13 protein-coding genes are annotated in these 20,177 nt (G+C 58.8%); 4 read left to right on the top strand and 9 right to left on the bottom strand.

The genetic code is table 11. The features are described from left to right. Positions 1–30: 30 nt before the first annotated feature. On the bottom strand, positions 31–1,107 hold the full coding sequence (locus tag HFP54_RS18255) for a mannose-1-phosphate guanylyltransferase (RefSeq protein WP_168566251.1): 1,077 nt from the start codon (positions 1,105–1,107) through the stop codon (positions 31–33). A 279-nt stretch (positions 1,108–1,386) separates the two neighbouring features. Between HFP54_RS18255 and HFP54_RS18250 the strand changes: the two genes are divergently transcribed. After that, positions 1,387–1,863 (top strand): RNA polymerase sigma factor, encoded by a 477-nt coding sequence (locus tag HFP54_RS18250; protein WP_235951999.1) that lies wholly within the window; start codon positions 1,387–1,389, stop codon positions 1,861–1,863. Positions 1,864–1,970: 107 nt separating this feature from the next. Further along, a complete protein-coding gene (locus tag HFP54_RS18245; protein ID WP_168566250.1) occupies positions 1,971–4,550 on the top strand; it encodes a YfbK domain-containing protein in 2,580 nt (859 codons plus the stop codon). A gap of 595 nt (positions 4,551–5,145) precedes the next feature. On the opposite strand, the gene clpB is transcribed toward HFP54_RS18245, so the two are convergent. Together clpB and dnaK are read right to left on the bottom strand one after the other, a co-directional pair. Continuing rightward, a complete protein-coding gene (gene clpB / locus HFP54_RS18240) occupies positions 5,146–7,797 on the bottom strand; it encodes an ATP-dependent chaperone ClpB (RefSeq protein WP_168566249.1) in 2,652 nt (883 codons plus the stop codon). Between the two features lie 127 nt (positions 7,798–7,924). Continuing rightward, complete coding sequence (gene dnaK, locus HFP54_RS18235; RefSeq protein ID WP_168566248.1) at positions 7,925–9,865, bottom strand: molecular chaperone DnaK; 1,941 nt, start codon at positions 9,863–9,865, stop codon at positions 7,925–7,927. A gap of 465 nt (positions 9,866–10,330) precedes the next feature. Here dnaK and pheA point away from each other — a divergent pair, with 465 nt between their 5' ends. Next, positions 10,331–11,308: a prephenate dehydratase gene (gene pheA / locus HFP54_RS18230; RefSeq protein WP_168566247.1), complete on the top strand. Its 978-nt coding sequence runs from the start codon at positions 10,331–10,333 to the stop codon at positions 11,306–11,308. 83 nt (positions 11,309–11,391) lie between these two features. Then, the gene (gene deoC, locus HFP54_RS18225; protein ID WP_168566246.1) at positions 11,392–12,111 is read left to right on the top strand and encodes a deoxyribose-phosphate aldolase; all 720 of its coding nucleotides are present in this window, start codon (positions 11,392–11,394) and stop codon (positions 12,109–12,111) included. 51 nt (positions 12,112–12,162) lie between these two features. Here the strand turns inward: deoC and HFP54_RS18220 are convergent, their stop codons facing one another. The 6 genes from HFP54_RS18220 to HFP54_RS18195 all read right to left on the bottom strand — a co-directional run bounded on the left by HFP54_RS18220 (position 12,163) and on the right by HFP54_RS18195 (position 19,935). Then, positions 12,163–13,131 (bottom strand): SDR family NAD(P)-dependent oxidoreductase, encoded by a 969-nt coding sequence (locus HFP54_RS18220; RefSeq protein ID WP_168566245.1) that lies wholly within the window; start codon positions 13,129–13,131, stop codon positions 12,163–12,165. A 92-nt stretch (positions 13,132–13,223) separates the two neighbouring features. Then, complete coding sequence (locus HFP54_RS18215; RefSeq protein WP_168566244.1) at positions 13,224–14,654, bottom strand: DUF1501 domain-containing protein; 1,431 nt, start codon at positions 14,652–14,654, stop codon at positions 13,224–13,226. Between the two features lie 29 nt (positions 14,655–14,683). After that, complete coding sequence (locus tag HFP54_RS18210) at positions 14,684–16,606, bottom strand: PSD1 and planctomycete cytochrome C domain-containing protein (RefSeq protein ID WP_235951998.1); 1,923 nt, start codon at positions 16,604–16,606, stop codon at positions 14,684–14,686. 62 nt (positions 16,607–16,668) lie between these two features. Continuing rightward, positions 16,669–17,511, bottom strand: coding sequence for an ABC transporter ATP-binding protein (locus HFP54_RS18205; RefSeq protein ID WP_168566243.1), 843 nt, complete (start codon positions 17,509–17,511; stop codon positions 16,669–16,671). Next, complete coding sequence (locus HFP54_RS18200; RefSeq protein WP_168566242.1) at positions 17,508–18,485, bottom strand: adenine nucleotide alpha hydrolase family protein; 978 nt, start codon at positions 18,483–18,485, stop codon at positions 17,508–17,510. Before HFP54_RS18200 ends, HFP54_RS18205 begins: the two co-directional genes overlap by 4 nt. Continuing rightward, the gene (locus HFP54_RS18195; protein WP_235951997.1) at positions 18,475–19,935 is read right to left on the bottom strand and encodes an ArsB/NhaD family transporter; all 1,461 of its coding nucleotides are present in this window, start codon (positions 19,933–19,935) and stop codon (positions 18,475–18,477) included. The genes HFP54_RS18200 and HFP54_RS18195 overlap by 11 nt, the downstream gene beginning before the upstream one ends. Between the last annotated feature and the right edge of the window lie 242 nt (positions 19,936–20,177).

Here is a 20,177-nt window from a genome sequence, read left to right as displayed (position 1 = left end):
CGCCGGCAAAGACTTCACCGCAAAGTGTATTCACAACAGTGAATCCGATCCACGCTTTTGCAGTTCGGCAACCGCTTCGCGGACACGCTCTTCCGCATTCTTGTGCGCCACCAACGTTGCGTCCTTGGTTTGAACGATCACCAAGTCTTCCACGTCGATGGTCACGATCGTGTGATCGGGGTCACCGTGAACGATCGTCCCACCGGTGTCGATACCGATATGGTTGGCGACGACGGTGTTGCCGTGATCATCGGGTTCGTGCAAGCGAGAAAGCGATTGCCAGCTGCCCAAATCGTCCCAAGGAAACGGGGCTTCGATCACGACGACGTTCGGGTGACGTTCCATCACCGCATAGTCGATCGACGTGCCGTCGATGGCCGTGAACTCACGTTCCAAAACATCGGCATAATCGGGTCGGCCGATGGCGTCGGCGATCGTCTGCAGGTGACCGTGCATCTCGGGCTGGTGGTGGGCCAACGCGTCGCGGATCAGCGAAGCTCGCCACATGAAAATCCCGCTATTCCAATAGAATTCGCCTGTCGACAAGTAATCTTCGGCCGTCGCACGACTGGGCTTTTCACGGAAACGTTTGACGAAAAACGCTTTGCCGCCCACCGCCGCAATCGGCTCGCCGCGATGGATATAGCCGAACGATTCGGCCGGATAGGTCGGCCGGATCCCGAACGTCACGATGCGATCGGGATCTTCATCGATCAACCGCTGTCCGGCCTGGACGGCGTCACGAAAGGCCGCGGGGTCGGCAATCACGTGATCCGACGGCATCACCAACATGGTGGCGTCTTCGTCATCGTGGGAAACCAGCGCCGCCGCCAGCCCGACACACGGGGCCGTGTCGCGTTTGCAAGGTTCGCCGACCACGTTTTCCGGCGGCAAATCGGGCAACTGTTTGCGAATCTCATCCACCAAGACTTGGTTGGTGATGACGCGTTGGCGTTGCGGCGGCACCAAGTCGCCCAGACGGTCCAGCGTGGACTGGATCATCGTTCGCGATCCGGCCAAATTCAGCAACTGTTTGGGCTTATGCTTTCGGCTTGCGGGCCAAAAACGAGTGCCGCTTCCTCCGGCCATGATCACAGCGTGCAGCATGGGTCAATCGAATTTCGTAGATGATGGAAATGTGAATGGCCGTCGGGCGAACCGGCCGGCATCGGGACCGCCAGCGGATCACGTTTGGGGTCCGACCCGCAGCGAAACGCTCGCGGACAGCAATCTACAAAAATTTTTGCTAAGAAACCGCCACCCTGATCGTTGTTCTGATCGCCGGAGGGGATTTCGCCCCGTGTTTCCGGCCAGCCACCGTCTTTTCTTGTCCACCGAATCTTGAACCGAAAAAGAATGAACGCGAGCGATTTTTCGGAAGATTCCATGGAATCCATCGTCGACCGTTTTGAACGGCCGCTGCTTGCGTACGCCACCCGCATGATGCACGGCGACCGGCAATCGGCCCAAGACGCGGTCCAGGAAACATTCCTGCGACTGTGTCGCGCCGATCGACGCAAAATCCGATCCCGATTGGCGGCTTGGCTGTTCTTCGTCTGCCGTACCCGAGTGATCGATATGCAACGAACCAAGTCCCCCCAGCCCATCGAAGCGTTCGAAACGACGCTTCCTGATCCTGGCCCACCCGCCGAGCAACTGGCCGATGAATCGGAACAATGTGACCGCTTGGCCGCGATGATCGACCGGCTGAGCGATCGTCAACAAGAAATCTTGCGACTCCGCATGCAAGGCGGCCTGTCCTATCGCGAAATCGCCGAAGTCACCGGGCTGACGGTCAACAACGTCGGCGTCCAACTGCACACCGCCGTCCGCAACCTGCGTCAAGCCTTCGCGACGCAGTGAACCAGCGTTGACAACGCGTCGGTCGCCACGACGCCGCCTGTCCAATCGCCCGCGGCAATCACCAATGCGGGCCTTGCCACAAAACAACACCACACCCAGTCGATCCGATGTCTGAACACACACCAAACCAACCTGATTTTGAATCGTCCGGCCCACAAGCCTGGGATGATCCCCGCGTGACCGCCTATGTCTTGGGCGAAATGTCCAACGAAGACAAACAAGCTTTCGAAGCCGAAATGTCGGGCAACGAATCGTTGTCGGCCGCCGTCGAAGAAGCCAAAGCCGTCACCGGTGGCCTGGAACACTTCTACGCCGAATTGTCCGATGCCACCGACGGCCTGGACGCCGAACGCCGCGACGCAATTCGCAGGGAAGCCGCCGTTACCCCCACAACGGACTCGACCACAAACGACACCGGCGGCCCAGGTTTCTGGCGCCAGCACGGCGTCACTCTGGCCGTCGCCGCGTCGTTGCTGTTGGTCGTCGGCGGCTTGGTAGCGTACCCCAGCGTCCAATCCGCTCGTCGCCAGGTCGCCATGACCGATGCCGAAACCGCCAGTGAATTTGCTGCCGATGAGTACGCCGAAGCGGAGATGCGATTCGACGACATGGCAGTCGAAGAAGAAGGGTTGTACGAAATTCAAGAAAGCGGCGATGTCACGATCGCTGCGGTTCCTGAGCTGGACATGATCGTGCAACAGGATGAATCATCGCGGTTGTCCACCGTCGCGCCGGCCGACAGGAAATCGGATTCCCTTCGGCGTTCCAATCGGCCGTCCAAACAACTCACCGAGTTCGCACAAAACGAATCGCCACAATCCGGAAACGCGGTCGACCATCCCTTCGGTGACGTAGAATCCAAAGTCACCCAGAAACTGAAACTGGATGCCGATTCTTACGGCGACAATGCCGACTTTGCCGTCCCCGATCGCGTTGCACGCGGTATCACGCCGATGCAGCGTGGACAAGAAGCCAGCGGTCCCGCACCGACATCCGAATCGAAAACTCGCGTTCTAGGACGTGAACCCTCGGCAGGAAAACCCGTTGCCAGCCAACCAGCCGCCGGCACCCCAGTGGCGGGCGGCGCTTACGGAGGCGCAAGGATCGCCGGGGATAAGGTTCGGTTTCGATCCGAGGACGGTACGAACCTTAGCCTGGGTGTAACACCGCGGATCATGATCGAGGCCGAAGAAGAGCCCGCGCAGCTGGGATTCGGTTTCGGCACCCCCGAAGGCACCGGGCCCGGGTTCAGCGGCGATCGCTTTGAACCGATCACCGACAACCCCTTCAAACGTGTCGACGAACATCCGCTGTCGACGTTCAGCATCGACGTCGACACGGCCAGTTACAGCAAGATCCGCAGCTATCTGGATTCCGGACGACTGCCACGGCCCGACGCCGTTCGCATCGAAGAAATGCTGAACTACTTCGATTACGCCTACGCGGCACCCCGCGACGACGCGGCGCACCCGTTCGCCCACCGCGTGGCCGTGATGGACTGTCCATGGAATGAAGAACACATGCTGGCCCGGATCGCCATCAAAGGCAAAGAAATGAAGCCCGAGCAGCGTCCCCGATGCAACTTGGTGTTCCTGCTGGACACCAGCGGATCGATGAACCGGCCCAACAAACTGCCGCTGGTCCAGGAAGGCATGAAGATGCTGATCAAAGAACTGAACGACGACGACCGCGTTGCAATCGTGACCTACGCCGGATCCGCCGGTCTGGTGTTGGACAGCACACCGGCATCCAAGAAGCGAAAGATTCGTCGCTCGCTGACTCAATTGTCGGCCGGCGGCAGCACCAATGGCGGCCAAGGCATCGCGTTGGCCTATCAAACGGCTCGTGAACACTTCATCAAAGACGGCGTCAATCGCGTCATTCTGTGTACCGATGGCGACTTTAACGTTGGCACCACCGGCACCGATGCCCTGGTATCAATGGTCGAACAGGAATCCAAAGGCGGCATCTTTCTGACCGTGATGGGATTCGGCATGGGCAACCATAACGATTCGATGATGGAACAGATCAGCGGCCGCGGTAACGGAAACTACGCCTTCATCGATACCGAAAAGGAAGCTCGCAAGGTCTTGGTCAATCAATCCAGCAGCACGTTGGTGACGATCGCCAAGGACGTCAAAATTCAGATCGAATTCAACCCGGCCGCGGTCTCGTCGTATCGCTTGATCGGTTACGAGAATCGCGTCTTGGCCAAAGAAGACTTTAACGATGACAAAAAAGACGCCGGGGAAATCGGCGCGGGTCACGCGGTGACAGCCTTGTATGAACTGGTGCCCGCCGGTGTCGAAGCCGACGCGTTGCCGCCAAAGGTCGATCCGCTGAAGTACCAAGCCAACGTGCAGCCGAAGGAAGACGCCGAGTCCACCGGTGAATTGATGACGCTGAAGCTTCGTTACAAGCAACCCGACGGCGACACCAGCACGCTGGTCGAAACGCCGGTCAAATCGGACATCAAGACGTCCTTTGCCCAGGCCGATGACGATGCACGATTCGCCGCCGCGGTGGCCGGATTCGGCATGCAGCTTCGCCGCAGCGAATACAAAGGATCCTGGACGATGCCCGATGTGATCGCAACAGCCAAAAATGCCAAAGGCGAAGACGTCAGCGGGTTCCGATCCGAAATGATCAAGCTGGCCACCAAAGCCGGAGATCTGATGGGCGAATGAGGCTCTTGTTCAGTCTGGTTTTTGTTCATCCCCATAGTCGCTAGCCGCGGGTTGGCCATTTCGCCGCCCCCGGCTTCACCCTCCCGCATCGCGGGAGGGCCGGGATCGAGGAACGAGATTCCGGGGAGGGGCCGCCAGACGCTACTTTCGCGGAGCGAAAGGCGACGATGTACCTGAGCCGCAAGACGCTAGCCGCGGGTTGGCCATTTCGCCGCCCCCGGCTTCACCCTCCCGCATCGCGGGAGGGTCGGGATCGAGGAACGAGATTCCGGGGAGGGTCCGCCAGACGCTACTTTCGCGGAGCGAAAGGCGACGATGTACCTGAGCCGCAAGGCGCTAGCCGCGGGTTGGCCATTTTGCCGCCCCCAGCTTCACCCTCCCGCATCGCGGGAGGGTCGGGATCGAGGAACGAGATCCCGGGGAGGGGCCGCCAGACGCAACTTTCGCGGAGCGAAAGGCGACGATGTACCTGAGCCGCAAGGCGCTAGCCGCGGGTTGGCCATTTTGCCGCCCCCGGCTTCACCCTCCCGCACCGCGGGAGGGTCGGGATCGAGGAACGAGATTCCTGGGAGGGTTCTTCGTCCGGCCTAGCAGTTCATCCGGCCACACCGAACGTGAATTCGTCACCGTCATAGTCGACTTGGACCGTGGCTCCTTCCGGATAGGACGACTTCAACAGCGCAGTGGCCAACGGGTTTTGCACCTCACGCTGAATCACACGCTTCAGCGGCCGAGCCCCGTACAGCGGATCAAACCCGACTTCGGCGATTCGGTCGACGGCGGCATCGGTGACGCTCAGGTGCAATTCGTTGTCTTCCAAACGGCGATTCAATCCGGTCAATTGCAAGCGAACGATTTGACGAATCTCATCTCGCTTCAGCGGATGGAAGATCACGATGTCATCGATCCGGTTCAAGAATTCCGGCAAGAACCTTGCCTTCAAAGCTTCTTGCACCGCGGCTTGCATTTCTTCCTCGTCGCCACCTTCCTCGGTGACCTTCTGAATCACTTGGCTGCCGACGTTGCTGGTCATCACCACGATCGTGTTGGTAAAGTCCACCGTTCGGCCATGACCGTCGGTTAGGCGACCGTCGTCCAAGACTTGCAACAAGATGTTGAAAACATCCGGATGCGCCTTTTCGGTTTCATCCAACAGAATCACCGAATAGGGACGACGCCGGACCGCTTCGGTCAGCTTGCCGCCTTCTTCATAGCCCACGTATCCGGGAGGCGCGCCGATCAGACGGGCCACGCTGTGACGTTCCATGAATTCCGACATATCGATGCGAATCATGGCCTGTTCGTCATCAAACAACACGGTCGCCAGAGCCTTGCAAAGTTCAGTCTTACCGACCCCGGTGGGTCCCAGGAACAAGAAACTACCGATGGGCCGATTCGGATCCTGCAGACCGCTTCGGCTACGACGCACCGCATCGCTGACCGCGCCGACCGCTTCGTCCTGGCCGATCACCCGCGTGTGCAATCGTTCTTCCATCACCAATAGCTTCGCCCGTTCGGTTTCCATCATTCGGCTGACGGGAACCCCGGTCCAGTGACTGACAACTTCGGCGATTTCTTCGTCGGTGACTTCCTTGCGGATCAGACGCCGCTTTTCATCACCGGCATCCTCGCCATCGTTCTTTTCGTCGGATTCGCGGGATTCCTGTTCTTCGATTCGTTTTTCCACGTCGCGCAGCGCCGACTGGACCTCCAGCATCTCGCGATACAGGTCTTCGGGGTTTTCGCCCCGCAGTTGTTTCTCTTTCGCTTCGGCGTCCAAAGTCGCAAATCGATGCTGAAGCCGCTCGGCTTCCTGACGCACCGATTGCACGTCATCCAGACCAAGCTTTTCCGCTTCCCATTGTTCGCGCAGACCGGCCAACTCGTGCTTGACCGATTCCATTTCCTGCTCGACTTCTTCGCGATTCTTGACCGCGGATTCATCGTTCTCGTCGACCAATTGACGATGCGCCAATTCCAGCTGTCGCAGTCGTCGTTGCAGTCGATCGATCGGTTCGGGAACGCTTTCCTTCTCCATCGCCAAGCGGCTGGACGCTTCGTCAACCAAATCGATCGCCTTGTCCGGCAGGAACCGGTCGGCGATGTATCGATGCGAAAGATTTGCCGCGGCGACCAATGCGTTGTCGGTGATCCGAACCCCATGGTGCGATTCGTAACGAGGCTTCAAGCCGCGCAGAATCGCAATCGTGTCTTCGACCGTGGGTTCGCCGACATAGACCGGTTGGAATCGACGTTCCAGTGCGGCATCTTTTTCGATGTGTTGTCGATACTCATCCAGCGTTGTCGCTCCGATGCAACGAAGCGCTCCGCGTGCCAGTTCCGGCTTCAGCAAGTTTGCTGCATCGGCGCTGCCCTCGGCATTGCCGGCGCCGACGACCAAGTGCAGTTCATCGATGAACAGGATCACCTGTCCGCCGCTGTCCTTGACTTCGCGCAAGACGGATTTGAGACGTTCTTCGAAGTCACCGCGGAATTTCGCGCCGGCGACCAGAGCGCCCATGTCCAGACTGATGACCTTTTTGCCTTTCAGACTTTGCGGCACATCGCCTTCGAAGATCCGCAATGCCAAGCCCTCGGCGATGGCGGTTTTTCCGACGCCGGGTTGGCCGATCAGCACCGGGTTGTTCTTCGTCCGACGTGAAAGCACTTGAATGACGCGGCGAATTTCGTTGTCGCGTCCGATGACCGGATCCAGTTTGCCTTGGCTGGCCAGTTCGGTCAGATCGATGCCGTACTTTTGCAGGGCCTGGTACGTGTCTTCGGCGTTTTGGTCGGTAACGCGAGCACTGCCGCGGACCTCGCTCATCGCTTTGAGAATCTCGTCGGATGAAACGCCCGACAGCTTCAGAAGGTTCTTGGCCTTGCACTCCGCTTTGGCCAAGCCCATCAGCAAATGCTCGGTGCTGATGTATTCGTCCTTCAGGTTGGCCGCTTCTTCGGCGGCGGTATTGAAGGCACTTTGCAGCGTCGCGCTGATCCCGGGCTGTCGCCCGCCGGACGCTTTGGGAAGTTTTTCCAGTTCGCTGCGGACCATTTCGGCCAGCTGATTCACATCGACGTGAATCTTCTGCAACATCGGTCGCGTGATGCCGTCGGTTTCCGACAACAACGCGGACAACAAGTGCAGCGAATCGATTTCGGGGTTGCCCGCCGACGCCGCCATGCCTTGAGCTTCGGCGACGGCGGCTTGGGCCTTATGAGTCAGTTTGTCAAAACGGAATGTCATGATCGCCTGTGGGGGTTGTTGGAAGAGTCACGGGTTGGGGTGGACTTGGCATCGCAGTGAGGGGCCGGGGAGCGGCAACGGGCGTTGCACACCCGTTACCTGCAACCCGTTGTCTTCCTCCCGGCGATCAGTCCTTGACCTCGAAATCCGCGTCGATCGCGTCGTCGTCGCCATCGTTGTCGGCGGCGGCTGACGCACCGGCTGCGGGATCCGCATCGGCGGCACCGGCATCCGCACCGGCCTTTTCGTACAGCACTTTGCTGAACGCTTGGCTGGCGGCATCCAGTTCGTCGGTGGCGGCTTTGATCGCGGCGGCATCATCACCTTCGGCGACCTTCTTGACCTTTTCGATGGCTTGATTCATCGGCGCCTTGTCATCATCGCTCAGCTTGTCCTCATGTTCCTTCATCAGTTTTTCAAGCTGATAGACCTGCTGGTTCGCCTTGTTTTTCGCTTCGACCAATTCGAACTGACGGCGGTCTTCATCGGCATTGGCTTCGGCGTCTTTGCGCATCTGTTCGATGTCGTCGTCGCTTAGTCCGCCGCTGTCCTTGATCTCGATGTTCGCTTCCTTGCCGGTCTTCAGTTCCTTGGCCGATACATTCAAGATACCGTTCTGGTCGATGTCGAATTTGACTTCGATTTGCGGGACGCCGCGTGGTTGCGGCGGAATGCCTTCCAGGTTGAATTCGGCCAACAACCGGTTCGCGCTGGCCATCTTTCGTTCGCCCTGGAACACCCGCACGGTGACCGCGGTTTGATTGTCTGCGGCGGTGCTGAAGACGTTCTTCTTTTCCACCGGAACGGTCGTGTTACGTTCGACCAAAGCGGTCATCACACCGCCTTCGGTTTCGATCCCCAAGGTCAGCGGGGTCACGTCCAGCAGCAGAACGTCGGTCCGGTCGCCGGCCAAAACGCTGCCTTGGATGGCGGCTCCGACGGCCACGACTTCGTCAGGGTTGACACCTTGGTGCGGCTCTTTCCCGAAGATCTTTTGCACCATTTCGCGGACCTTCGGCACGCGGGTGCTACCACCGACCAGAACGATTTCGTCGATGTCGCTGGGCTTCATGCCGGCGTCTTCCAACGCTTGCATCACCGAGGGGCGACACTTTTCGACCAATTCGTCGATCAATTCTTCGAACTTGCTGCGCGTGATCTTCATCGTCAGGTGCTTCGGTCCCGACTGGTCCATCGTGATGAACGGCAGGTTGATGTCGGTTTCCGGCAGCGTGCTGAGTTCCTTCTTGGCCTTTTCGCAGGCTTCTTGAAGCCGTTGCAGCGCCATCGGATCGTTACGCAGGTCGATGCCGTTTTCCTTTTGGAATTCCGACGCGACGTAGTTGATCAGTTCTTCGTCAAAGTCATCGCCGCCCAAGTGCGTGTTACCGCTGGTGCTGATGACTTGGAAGACGCGGCTTTCCTGTTCTTCGTCACCGCTGTCGGCGACTTCCAGAACGGAAACGTCGAAGGTACCACCACCAAGGTCAAAGACGATGATCTTTTCGTCCTTCTTCTTGTCCATGCCGTAAGCCAAGGCGGCCGCGGTCGGTTCGTTGATAATCCGCGCGACTTCCAGACCGGCGATTTGACCGGCGTCCTTGGTTGCTTGACGTTGGGCGTCATTGAAATACGCCGGCACCGTGATGACGGCCTTGTTGACCTTATGGCCCAAGTAGGACTCGGCCGATTCCTTCAGCTTGCGAAGCACTTTCGCACTGATTTCTTGCGGCGTGTATTCCTTGTCGCCGACGCCGATCTTGACGTATTCGCCGGCGCCGCCGGAGATCGAATACGGCACCATCTTTTCTTCCGATTCGACTTCGTTGTGTCGACGTCCCATGAAACGCTTGACCGAGTACACGGTGCGTTTCGGGTTGGTGACCGCTTGGCGACGTGCCGGTTCGCCGACGATCGTGTCTTCTTTGTCGGTGAACGCGACGACGCTGGGCGTCAGCCGGTTGCCTTCGGGGTTGGGGATGACCTTCGGCTCGCTGCCTTCCATCACGGCCACGACGCTGTTGGTCGTGCCGAGGTCGATGCCGATGATTTTTTCGCCTTGTGACATATCTCTGGGATTCCTTCGCGTCTGGTGTTTGCGTTCGCCGTCGCGTTGACGTGGATTGCGTGGACGTATCTGCGTTGACGGGCTTGTCCGCGTTGACATGCTTGCGTGAACGCTCGCCGCCGCCGGGGTCGCGAATCTGGCCATCGCGACGCGGTTTTGGCGGGACGATGGTCTCTAAGGCAACTGCCGTGCCAGAGCCTAAAAATGGGGATTTTCGGCACGCTAATCCCCCCAAACCCCCGCATTTTTGACAGTCTCGTCACATCCGGGCTTTTCGGCCCAAATCGCGCCTTGCCAATTTGACACTCCCGGCGGTCTAGCAACGCGTCGCGGGTTTACCGTTGTCCCATCGGCCGATGTCTTACGCGAATCCGACCACGGGGTTACGATGCGCGGCGATCCGCTCCGGGTCGCCCACGCCCAACCGCCAGCCCACGTAAAACGCCCCCATCCCACGGTTTCGGCATGCCATCGGACAACATCGCCGCCATCGACACCCAGATCGCACAGCTGATTCGCCGCCGCGGGCAATTGGTCACCGGCGGGGATGCCGAGATCGACGCGGCGTCGGTGGACGCGATCCACCGACACATCCGCAGCGTCTGTGATGCGCTGCTGCGTCCGACCAACGTCTGTTTTCTGGGACCGCAGTTCAGCTACAGCCACTTGGCCGCCATCAAGTACTTTGGCGACGCGGCCCAGTTCACCCCCGTGGCGTCCATCGCCGCCGTCTTTGATGCCGCCCGCCGTGACCCGAAATCGCGGGGCATCGTTCCGATCGAAAACAGCACCGATGGTCGCGTCGTGGACACCCTGGGCCGGATGATCCATTGCGACGTTTCGATCATCGGCGAAGTCGCGTTGCCCATTCATCACAACTTGATGTCCAAGACGCCACGCGGCGAGATCACCGAAATCCACAGCAAACCGCAAGCGTTGTCACAGTGCCGACGCTGGCTGGCCGATCAAATGCCCGACGCCCGTTTGGTGGAAACCAACAGCACCGCCGGCGCCGCCCAGCTGGCCGCCCAGCGTCCCGGTGTCGCGGCGGTCGCCAGCTTCGAAGCCGGCCGACAATACGACCTGAACATCGTTGCCAAAAACATCGAAGACAATCCCAACAACGTGACACGTTTCGTCATCTTGGGACACGACGCGCCAAAGCCAACCGGCAACGACAAGACATCGTTGGTTTGCCAAGTCCTTCATCAACCCGGCAAGCTGGCCGATTTGATGACGACGTTCAAGACGCACGAACTGAACATGACCTGGATCGAATCATTCCCGATCCCCGGCCGGCCCAACGAGTACTTTTTCTTCATCGAGTTTGACGGTCATCGCGATGACGCAAACGTCAAAGACGCGCTGGAACAATTGGAAAGCCAGGCCAGCGAGCTAAAGATCTTGGGGGCGTACCAGAAAGGCGATCCCGCGCCTTCATGATGACGCCATCGTTTCGTTACCAACGTTGACGCCCACCGTTTTTTCATCCTTCCGCCACCCCCGCTAACCCCACCCGGATTCGCATGAGCTATACGTACCAAGACATCGCCAAGATGATCGACCACTCGTTGCTGCAACCGTTCTTGACCAGCGACGAATTGGAAGCCGGCATCCAATTGGCCAAAACATTCGATGTGGCCAGCGTTTGCATCATGCCGTACTACCTGAAACGGTGTGCGGAAATGCTTGACGGCACCACCGTGAAAGCGTCGACCACGATCGGGTTTCCACACGGCGGGCACACCACGGCGATCAAAGCGGCCGAAGCACAACGAGCCATCGACGATGGCTGCGAAGAACTGGACATGGTCGTCAACATTTCCAAAGTCCTCAGCGGCGATTGGGACTACGTTCAGAAGGATATCGCCGCCGTCATCGACGTGGCCCATGCGGCCGGCCAGAAAGTCAAAGTCATCTTTGAAAACTGTTATCTGGAAAACGAGCACATCACCAAGCTGTGTGAAATCTGTGGTGAAGTCAAAGCCGACTGGGTCAAGACATCGACCGGATATGGCACCGGCGGCGCGACGATGGAAGACCTGACACTGATGCGTCAGAGTTCCCCGGCAGAAGTTCAAGTCAAAGCGGCCGGTGGCGTGCGAGATTTTCCGACGCTGTTGAAGGTCCGCGAAATCGGCGTGACTCGCGTCGGTGCCAGCCGCACGGCGGAAATCTTGAACCAGTGTCGCCAAGAACTTGGCATACCGACCATCGAAGCCAAGGCATCCAGCGGCGGATACTAATCATCGCGTCACGCACCAACGCGTGATCGATGCGCGGGCTGACGGTTGTCGCTAGGCTTCAACCACGCTGCGGTAGTAATCGATGCTGCGTTTCAAACCTTCGGCCATCGAGACCGATGGTTCAAAGGTCAAACGGTTTCGAGTCTCCGACACGTCCGCCAGCGAATCGCGGACGTCACCGGCACGCGGCGGTTGATGAATCGGCGTGATCGTTTCGCCCAACAGTTCTTGCAGCGTGTCCAACAGTTCCAACAACGTCGTCCGTTGTCCGCGGGCGACGTTGAACACGCCGCCGGCCACTCCGTCGACGGTTGCCGCCAACAAGTTGGCTTTGGCCACGTCGCCGACATACACAAAATCGCGCGACTGCAATCCGTCGCCATAGATGATCGGCGATTCCCCCGCCAGGATCATGGAAACAAACCGTGGGATCACCGCGCTGTATTCACTTTGCGGATCTTGTCGCGGCCCGAACACGTTGAAGTATCGCAGCACCACGGTTTCCATCCCGAAGCCTTGATAGAAGGCTTGGCAATACGATTCGCCCGCCAACTTTGCCGCCGCATAGGGCGAAAGCGGTGACACCGGATCGGATTCACGTTTCGATACAAACGTTGAATTTCCATACGCGGCACTGGTGGATGCCAACACCAATCGACGAACGCCCGCCGCTTGACCGGCATTCAACAACTCAACCGTGCTGGTCGCACACCACGCGTGACAAAGGGCCGGTTCCCGCATGCTGCGCGGCACACTGGCCATCGCCGCTTCGTGAAAGATCACGTCGACATCGGCGACGGCCGTTCGAACCACATCCGGGTCGGACGCATCGCCGGTGATGAATTCAAAATCGTCGCGACCAACCAAGTGTTCGACGTTGGTGCGAAACCCGGTGCTCAAATTATCCAGCACGCGAACCTTGGCACCGACATCGATCAACGCGTCACACAGATGCGAACCGATGAAGCCCGCGCCGCCGGTCACCAAAGCCAGCTTTCCCCGCAATTGATCGATAGACATTGTCGAACCGTCCCCGCACCGCGTTTGAACCGTAAATGTGACCCTGAAAGATGGCATATCTCCACGGGTCGTGCGGCGGGAAGTCTAAGCGATCAGGCGAATAATTCCATCACCGGTTTTCCCAAGCCGTCGCGGGTGACATAAAACGGGCGACCTTCCACATCGAATCCGGTGCGCGGGCTGATTCCCATCGCACGCATGATCGTCGCGTGCAGATCCGTCACGGTGACGGGGTTTTCGATCGCCAGCAAAGGACGCTCCGGGGCCGTCGCGCCGTACAAAAAACCTTTCTTCATCCCGCCGCCGAACATGACCACGCTGGTTCCGCCGGTGAAGTGGCGGTGCAGCCCGTAGTGCTGGGGCTCGGTCACCGATTCTGTTTTCACGGTCGCTTGATCGCGCGCCGTCGATCCGGGGACACCTTCAACAATCGCATCACGACTGAATTCGCTGGCCACGATCACCAAAGTGCGGTCCAGCAACCCTTTGGATTCCAAGTCTTGAATCAGCGTCGCGATCGGACGGTCAATCTCCTGGTGCAACCGATCCACCGTCGCGTGACCGTCTTTGTGCGTATCCCAGTGCAGAAAGGGCACGTACTCGGTCGTGACTTCGACAAATCGACAGCCGGCTTCGACCAGTCGACGTGCGAGCAGACATCCGCGACCAAATCGCCCGGTGTCATAGCGTTCGAAACTGTCCTTGGGTTCGGCGTGGATGTCAAAGGCCTGGCTTTTTGAACTGCTGAGCAATCGATACGCCCGGTCCAGCGATCGCAGCATCGATTCGCGATGATCATCGCTGATGTTTTCACTTGCCGGCCCACTGCTTAGCAACTGTTGGAACAACTGCTGACGCTCGGCAAACCGCCGACGATTCATTCCCTGTGGCGGTGCGACCGCGGCGGCGGCCTGCTCGGGGAACGGCAAATTCATCGGCCCAAATTCGCTGCCAAAGAATCCTCCCGTCGTGAACGCTTTCAGTTCTTCCTTTTCACCCACACCTTCCAAACGCTGGCCGATGTTCACGAACGCGGGCATCACCGGATCCAACGGGCCCAGCACCTTCGCCATCCAAGCCCCCAAGTGCGGCGCGGCCACGGTTTGCGGCGGCACATATCCGGTATGCCAGTGATATTGGTGGCGGGAATGCAGGATGTGTCCCAGATCCGGCTGGACCGCCGAACGAATCAACGTCGCGCGATCCATGACGCCAGCGATGTTTTCCAAGCCCTCGCAAATCTTGATGTCGTCGACCGCTGTGTCGATGGCCGGAAACGTGCTGACCATCCGGTCGACGGGCATGCCTTTTTCAAAGGGTGCATACGTCTTGGGATCAAACGTTTCCGGTGCCGCCATACCGCCCGCCATCCACAACAAGATGCAATGGTCAGCGGTCGGCTCGGGTTGTTCGATCAAGTCATGTCCGGCGGCCAAAGCACGCGCCGTCGGTGCGGCCAGTGTCGCTGCCGAAGCAGCGGCCAACGATTTCAAAAAGTCGCGCCGATGGCGTTGTCGTTCCATCGATGCGGAATCCTGCGTCCAGTCTTGAATCATCGTACGTACCAAAATTCGGGTTGAACGATCACGGCCCACAAGAAATCTGCCAAGCCATCGACCGTCGGCTGATCTCCCAACGAATCAAGCACGACTTGGCGTTCGCGGGACGTCGCGTGCCGTGCGAAACAAGTCAGATAAACATCGTCAATCAATCGTTCTCCATCGATGTCCACTGACGGGCCGCGATACTGATCGAGCAATCGGCTGGCGCCCTGCCGCAGACGCTGGGCCAACATCGGATCGTTCGCAAGGGTCAAGGCTTCCAATGTCGTCACGTCACTGGGCCGTGACGTCACGATCTGGTCACGATTGGGACGTCCGAGCGACCGTTGCAGCGAGTCGGCTTTCACCAAAGACGCCCGCACACGGTCCGCATCTCGTTGCACCGGAGCATCCGCTTTCTTCGGCGTCTGGCCGGTGATTGTTCCGATTGCGTCGACAAACTGCTCCGCCGTCAAACGTTTGGCCACCGGTCCGCGAAACACAAATGCATCGCCTTCGTCGTCGACCGAACCTGAATCAATCACCGTTCGGCAGCGATAGATTCGCGATGTCGTGATCAGACGCAGCGTTCCCTGAAGATTGTATCCACGACGCACAAAGTCGCTGGCCAAATAGTCCAACAGATCGTGGTCCCAAGGCGGCGTCTGCATCGCATCGGTGGGATGGATCAATCCCCGGCCCATCAGTTGAGCCCACAAGCGATTGACGATCGTCCGTGAAAAACGCCCATTGGATTCGGCCGTCATCAGTCCCGCCAACCGGCGAAGCCGTGCCCCGCGATCGGCCTGTGGATCGACCTGGCCCAGTTCAGGATAGATCCACGCCGCCGATGCCACCGCACCGATCGGCTTGTCGCAGCGGTACATGGCCAACGGCTTGTCCGAGTAAACCGCGGCCAGCGAATAGGCGTCGCTCAACGTCCAACGGTCAATGAAGCTGTCATGACAGGACGCACATTTCATATTGATTCCCAGCAACGCCTGGGAAACGCTTTGCGAAAACTGGATCGGCAATGATTGACCCGCGCTGACTTCGCCACGCCACTTGATCCCATTGATGAACCCGGCACTGGAATCGTCCGGCGGGTTGATCAACTGACGAACCATCTGGTCATACGGACGATTTTCCAAGAGCGCTTGGTACAGCCATCCGCTGATTTGCGTGCGACCTTTGGTGATGAACCCGGTGCCCTCGTAGTCATTGCGCAGTAAATCGTTCCAAAACGTCAGCCAATGATCCGCATATCCCACCCGGTCATCCGCCAAACGCTGGATCAGCCGTGTGTGTTTCTGTGGGGACGTGTCGGCCAAGTAATCGGTGGTTTCTCGGGGCGACGGCAATCGCCCGACCCAATCCAGCATGGTTCGACGCAGCAACGTGGAATCATCGGCGGCTTCGGGCCAACGAACCTCGTGTTGCTGAAAATACCGACCGACCAATTGATCGATGGGATGATCGCCAGATGGTCCGGGCAATGAAACGGATTTCAAACGCAACGGCAATTCCGGCTTCGCTTCGCCGAACTGAAATCCGGCTTGCCAGGCAACGCCCTGATCAATCCAGTCGATCAGCACTCGGATTTCACTGGCCGACAATCCCGGACGATCCGGTGGCGGCATCCGCATGTCGGGGTCGTCGGTGACCAAACGTTCGACCAGGATCGATTCATCGGCACTGCCCGCTTCGATCACTCCGGATTCCAATGCCAATGACCGAGAATTGAAATTGAACCCGCCTTCGGCCTCATCGCCCGTGTGACAATCGGCGCAGTGCTGTCGAAGCACCGGAACCACGTCGTGGGAAAAATCAACGGCCGATGCGTTCAGGCCGGCAAGGACCAACATCGCGACGATGAAAACCGCCCAACGCATGGCGGCCGCACGGATCGATAACCAAGAATTGCAAACTTTCATGGCTTCGATTTTAACTGGTCGATCGACCGTCGGCGCTGAACAAGCCGAAAGACATTGGCCCCTTAGCCCACCGATGCGGAATACCAACCGCCGGCATGTTGGTGCACCGTTGCCGGCACGCCGTACAACCGACTCAGACGGTCCGACGAAAGCGCATCGGCCTTGGAACCATCAAAAGCGATACGACCGGAATCGAGCAAGACGACGTGACCGATCGGCGGTGCAATCTCCTCCAAGGCGTGAGTGACCAGCACCAACGTCAAGTCATGCATTTGCAGCATCTGTAACATCGTCTGCAGGAACTGGTGCCGCGCGGCCAGATCCAATCCGCTGGTCGGTTCGTCCAAAACCAACACCGGGGGTCGGTGCACCAGACTGCGTGCGATCAGGGTCCGGCGTCGTTCCCCTGTCGACAGTGTTTCCAAGCGGCGGTCGGCCAAGTGGTCCACGCCCACCGAGTGTGCCGCATGATCCGCGGCCTCTTTCATCGCCGGTGTCATGTTTGGTCCAAACGCCGACAACATCGTTGCGTTGAAACCGCTGTGGATCACGTCACGAACCGACATGCGTCCGCTACGTCCAGATAGGAATTCATGCTCCAACGACTGTGACACGATTCCCATCTGACACCGCAGCTGGTCAACGGGCCAATCCGATCGCCCCAAAATGCTGACCCTTCCCTGTGTCCCGTCGTCATCGATCGAGGGATAAAACTGGCGGACCAACAGTTTCAACAACGACGTTTTGCCCGCTCCGTTGGGGCCCAGAATCGCGGTGTGCCGTCCGACGGGAATATCTAATTCGATGCGGTCCAAGATACGCGTGCTTTCACGCCACACCGTGACCTGGTCCAGCTTTAACAGTGACGACGCCGGCGGTGTTCCGGCGGGGGTGGGATGATTCATTCGTCGTCGTCGACCACGTGACTGGGGACCACAAGCACTGGATGAGGGCTGCGCCGGATTCGATCTTGAGCAAAGCCTTGTCCGAATCGATCATCGACCTCCAGCGGCATGACCAACAATTGCTTGACGGTGTCGTTCAGCGGGTTGGGCGGTGCGACTTCGCCCGCTTGTGGCACCAAGCGATAAGCCAGCTTTCGCGCCGTCGCCGTCTTCAACATGGATCCGTGCAGTGCATGGTGCGACTTGGCCAACGCATCGCTGACCTGTTGTTCGCTTAGCGTGCCTTCGGGATCCATCGCTTGAATGATCGATCGCAAATTTTCAAACTGTTCTTTTTCCAACACCAGGTTCAATGTGACCTGCGCCGACGGTCCCGCCAAGCCGAAACACCAAGCCGCCGCACGACTTTCGATATCGCATTCGCTGCCGACAACCAAGGCGATCCGCCCGACACATTCGTCCAGCCGTTGATCGTCGCGACGGATGACCAGCGTCGGCACGCTGCACCGCGCCAGCAAGACGTCCAGCACCGTTCCGATGCTGTCCACACCGATCTTGTCGAACGAACGACCGAACGGACTGGGCACGATCAGCATGTCCAGCTGATGATCTTTCGTCGCTTGCAGAATTCGTTCATACGGTTCGTCACCGGTCGATTGAATCGGACGAGCCCCGCTGATCTGCTTGACCATTTCCTCGATCGGCATGGGTGGATCGGCCGACGAATCTGGCGTGTCGCTGCGCAAAAACTCTCGCAGATCCAAGATCAGTGTTTCGACGTTGACCTGTTCACGCAGGTACTGAGCCGCGGCGATCGACGTCGCATCTTGTGGCGAACCGTCCAGTGCCAGCAAAATCCGGGCGGGTCGAACCGGTGTGATCTCGGGGGCGGGGCCGACCTGAGACCGTTCGAACATCCGCATCGATTCATCGACGTCGCGGTCCAAGGATTGACGGTTGGAATCAAACGCCATGGCTGGCAAGCTCCGGTAATAGATTCTGGCTTTCAAGCAACAGGATGTACACGATGGCGCCGGCCACCTGGATCAACATCACGCTGCCACCCAGCTTTAAAAACTGTCCCCAGCCGACGTGCACGCCGACCTCTCTTTTCAACGCGTAAATCGCGATCACACAACTGATCGACCCGATCGGTGTTCCATTGCCGCCCAGGTTGCAGCAGATCACCAGCGTCCACCACAGCGGTTCGGCGGGCACCGATCCGCCGGAGATGTCTCGTACGATCGGGATCAAGGTGGCGGCCACGGGAATGTTGTCCACAATCGAACTGGCCACCGCCGAAAACACGCCCAACAGTGGAACCAGCAACGCCAGTCGGTTGCCCGATACCGCGACGACCTGCTCGGCCACCCAAGCCAACGCGCCGGTTTGCTTGACGCATCCGATGATGACGAACAAGCCCATGAAGAACAGGATCACCGTCCAATTGACTTTGCCGATCGCGTCTTCCACCCCTTTACCGGCAAACAACAACGCAGCTGTCGCACCGACCATGGCGATGAAGTCCATGCCGACGCCCAGTTGTCCGGCCAACGCAAAACCGATCACGGTCACCAACAGAATGATTGCACTGCGAAGCAGCACGCGTCGGTCTTCCACCAACGCCCACGGGTCAAACGTTTCAATGCGTGCCTTCAAGTCTTCGCGTTGCTGAGGCGTCTGGTGCCATGGCAAATCATTGCGAAAGAAAAACCGCATCATCACAACGGCAACGATCAGGCTGACCACCGCGTAGGGCAACGACACACGGATGAACTGCATGTACGGGATCATCGCCGCCGTCCCGATCATGATGTTGGGCAACCCGCTGGCGAACGTCGCGATCGCGCCGCTGTTGGCACAAATCGCGACGCTTAACAACAACGGCGTCGGCTTGTAGTCCAGCGACCGACAGATCACCAGAACCAGCGAACTGAGAATCAACATCGCCGGCACGATGGTCAGTACCGCGACGAATAAAAACGTGACCGCACACAGGGTGAAGTACAACGTTGACGCACCACCACCGGTCAAGCGCACGATCCACATGCCGATGAAGTGGAACAAGCCGCTGCGGCCGACGACGTCCACCAGGATGCCCGTACCGATGATGACCCCGAAAATGTTCAGGTCTTCTTTGATGAATTCGTAGACCTTGGGATATTCGAACAAACCCAACGCGATCGACAACACGATCAGCACCGCGGCGCCGCACAACGCCGCGACGGTCTTGTGGAATCGCTCGATCGCGACCCCGACATAAGTGACCATCATCACGGCAGCGAACAACAACATCACCCATTTGGGCGCCGGTTCGACCGCGGTTTCGGTCAGCGATGCGGCCAGTGCCAAGCCATCAAAAACACCGGTGTGACGGGCAACCCCCACGGCCGCGACGTCAATGGGAACGTTCAGGTCCATCATGTCCAATCTTGTCGATCCGAAAGGCGAAAACGATTGCGAAAACTTAAACGGTGGGGGAAGTACGTCGGGACGGGCGGGCCGCCACTTTAGGCGGTGGCGGCCAGACCAATGGGTTGCCAAGTCTAAGGGGTCGGCCGATCGCGATAAACGTGCTCACCCGCCGGCGACGGGCTCATTTTTGAAAACTTCGCCCACGTGATCCTCCATATCGCTTGGTCTGGACTGGCGGGGCGCTCAAAATG

The sequence above is a fragment of the Crateriforma spongiae genome, assembly GCF_012290005.1.
Classification (GTDB): domain Bacteria; phylum Planctomycetota; class Planctomycetia; order Pirellulales; family Pirellulaceae; genus Crateriforma; species Crateriforma spongiae.
The sequence above is the reverse complement of the archived record's forward strand: the minus strand, read 5'-3'. Positions and strand labels throughout refer to the sequence as shown.

Bases quoted from the DNA above. Each gene is read 5' to 3' on its own strand.
- HFP54_RS18255 (WP_168566251.1), bottom strand. From the start codon at position 1,107: ATGCTGCACGCTGTGATCATGGCCGGAGGAAGCGGCACTCGTTTTTGG.
- HFP54_RS18250 (WP_235951999.1), top strand. From the start codon at position 1,387: ATGGAATCCATCGTCGACCGTTTTGAACGGCCGCTGCTTGCGTACGCC.
- HFP54_RS18245 (WP_168566250.1), top strand. From the start codon at position 1,971: ATGTCTGAACACACACCAAACCAACCTGATTTTGAATCGTCCGGCCCA.
- clpB (WP_168566249.1), bottom strand. From the start codon at position 7,797: ATGACATTCCGTTTTGACAAACTGACTCATAAGGCCCAAGCCGCCGTC.
- dnaK (WP_168566248.1), bottom strand. From the start codon at position 9,865: ATGTCACAAGGCGAAAAAATCATCGGCATCGACCTCGGCACGACCAAC.
- pheA (WP_168566247.1), top strand. From the start codon at position 10,331: ATGCCATCGGACAACATCGCCGCCATCGACACCCAGATCGCACAGCTG.
- deoC (WP_168566246.1), top strand. From the start codon at position 11,392: ATGAGCTATACGTACCAAGACATCGCCAAGATGATCGACCACTCGTTG.
- HFP54_RS18220 (WP_168566245.1), bottom strand. From the start codon at position 13,131: ATGTCTATCGATCAATTGCGGGGAAAGCTGGCTTTGGTGACCGGCGGC.
- HFP54_RS18215 (WP_168566244.1), bottom strand. From the start codon at position 14,654: ATGGAACGACAACGCCATCGGCGCGACTTTTTGAAATCGTTGGCCGCT.
- HFP54_RS18210 (WP_235951998.1), bottom strand. From the start codon at position 16,606: ATGAAAGTTTGCAATTCTTGGTTATCGATCCGTGCGGCCGCCATGCGT.
- HFP54_RS18205 (WP_168566243.1), bottom strand. From the start codon at position 17,511: ATGAATCATCCCACCCCCGCCGGAACACCGCCGGCGTCGTCACTGTTA.
- HFP54_RS18200 (WP_168566242.1), bottom strand. From the start codon at position 18,485: ATGGCGTTTGATTCCAACCGTCAATCCTTGGACCGCGACGTCGATGAA.
- HFP54_RS18195 (WP_235951997.1), bottom strand. From the start codon at position 19,935: ATGATGGACCTGAACGTTCCCATTGACGTCGCGGCCGTGGGGGTTGCC.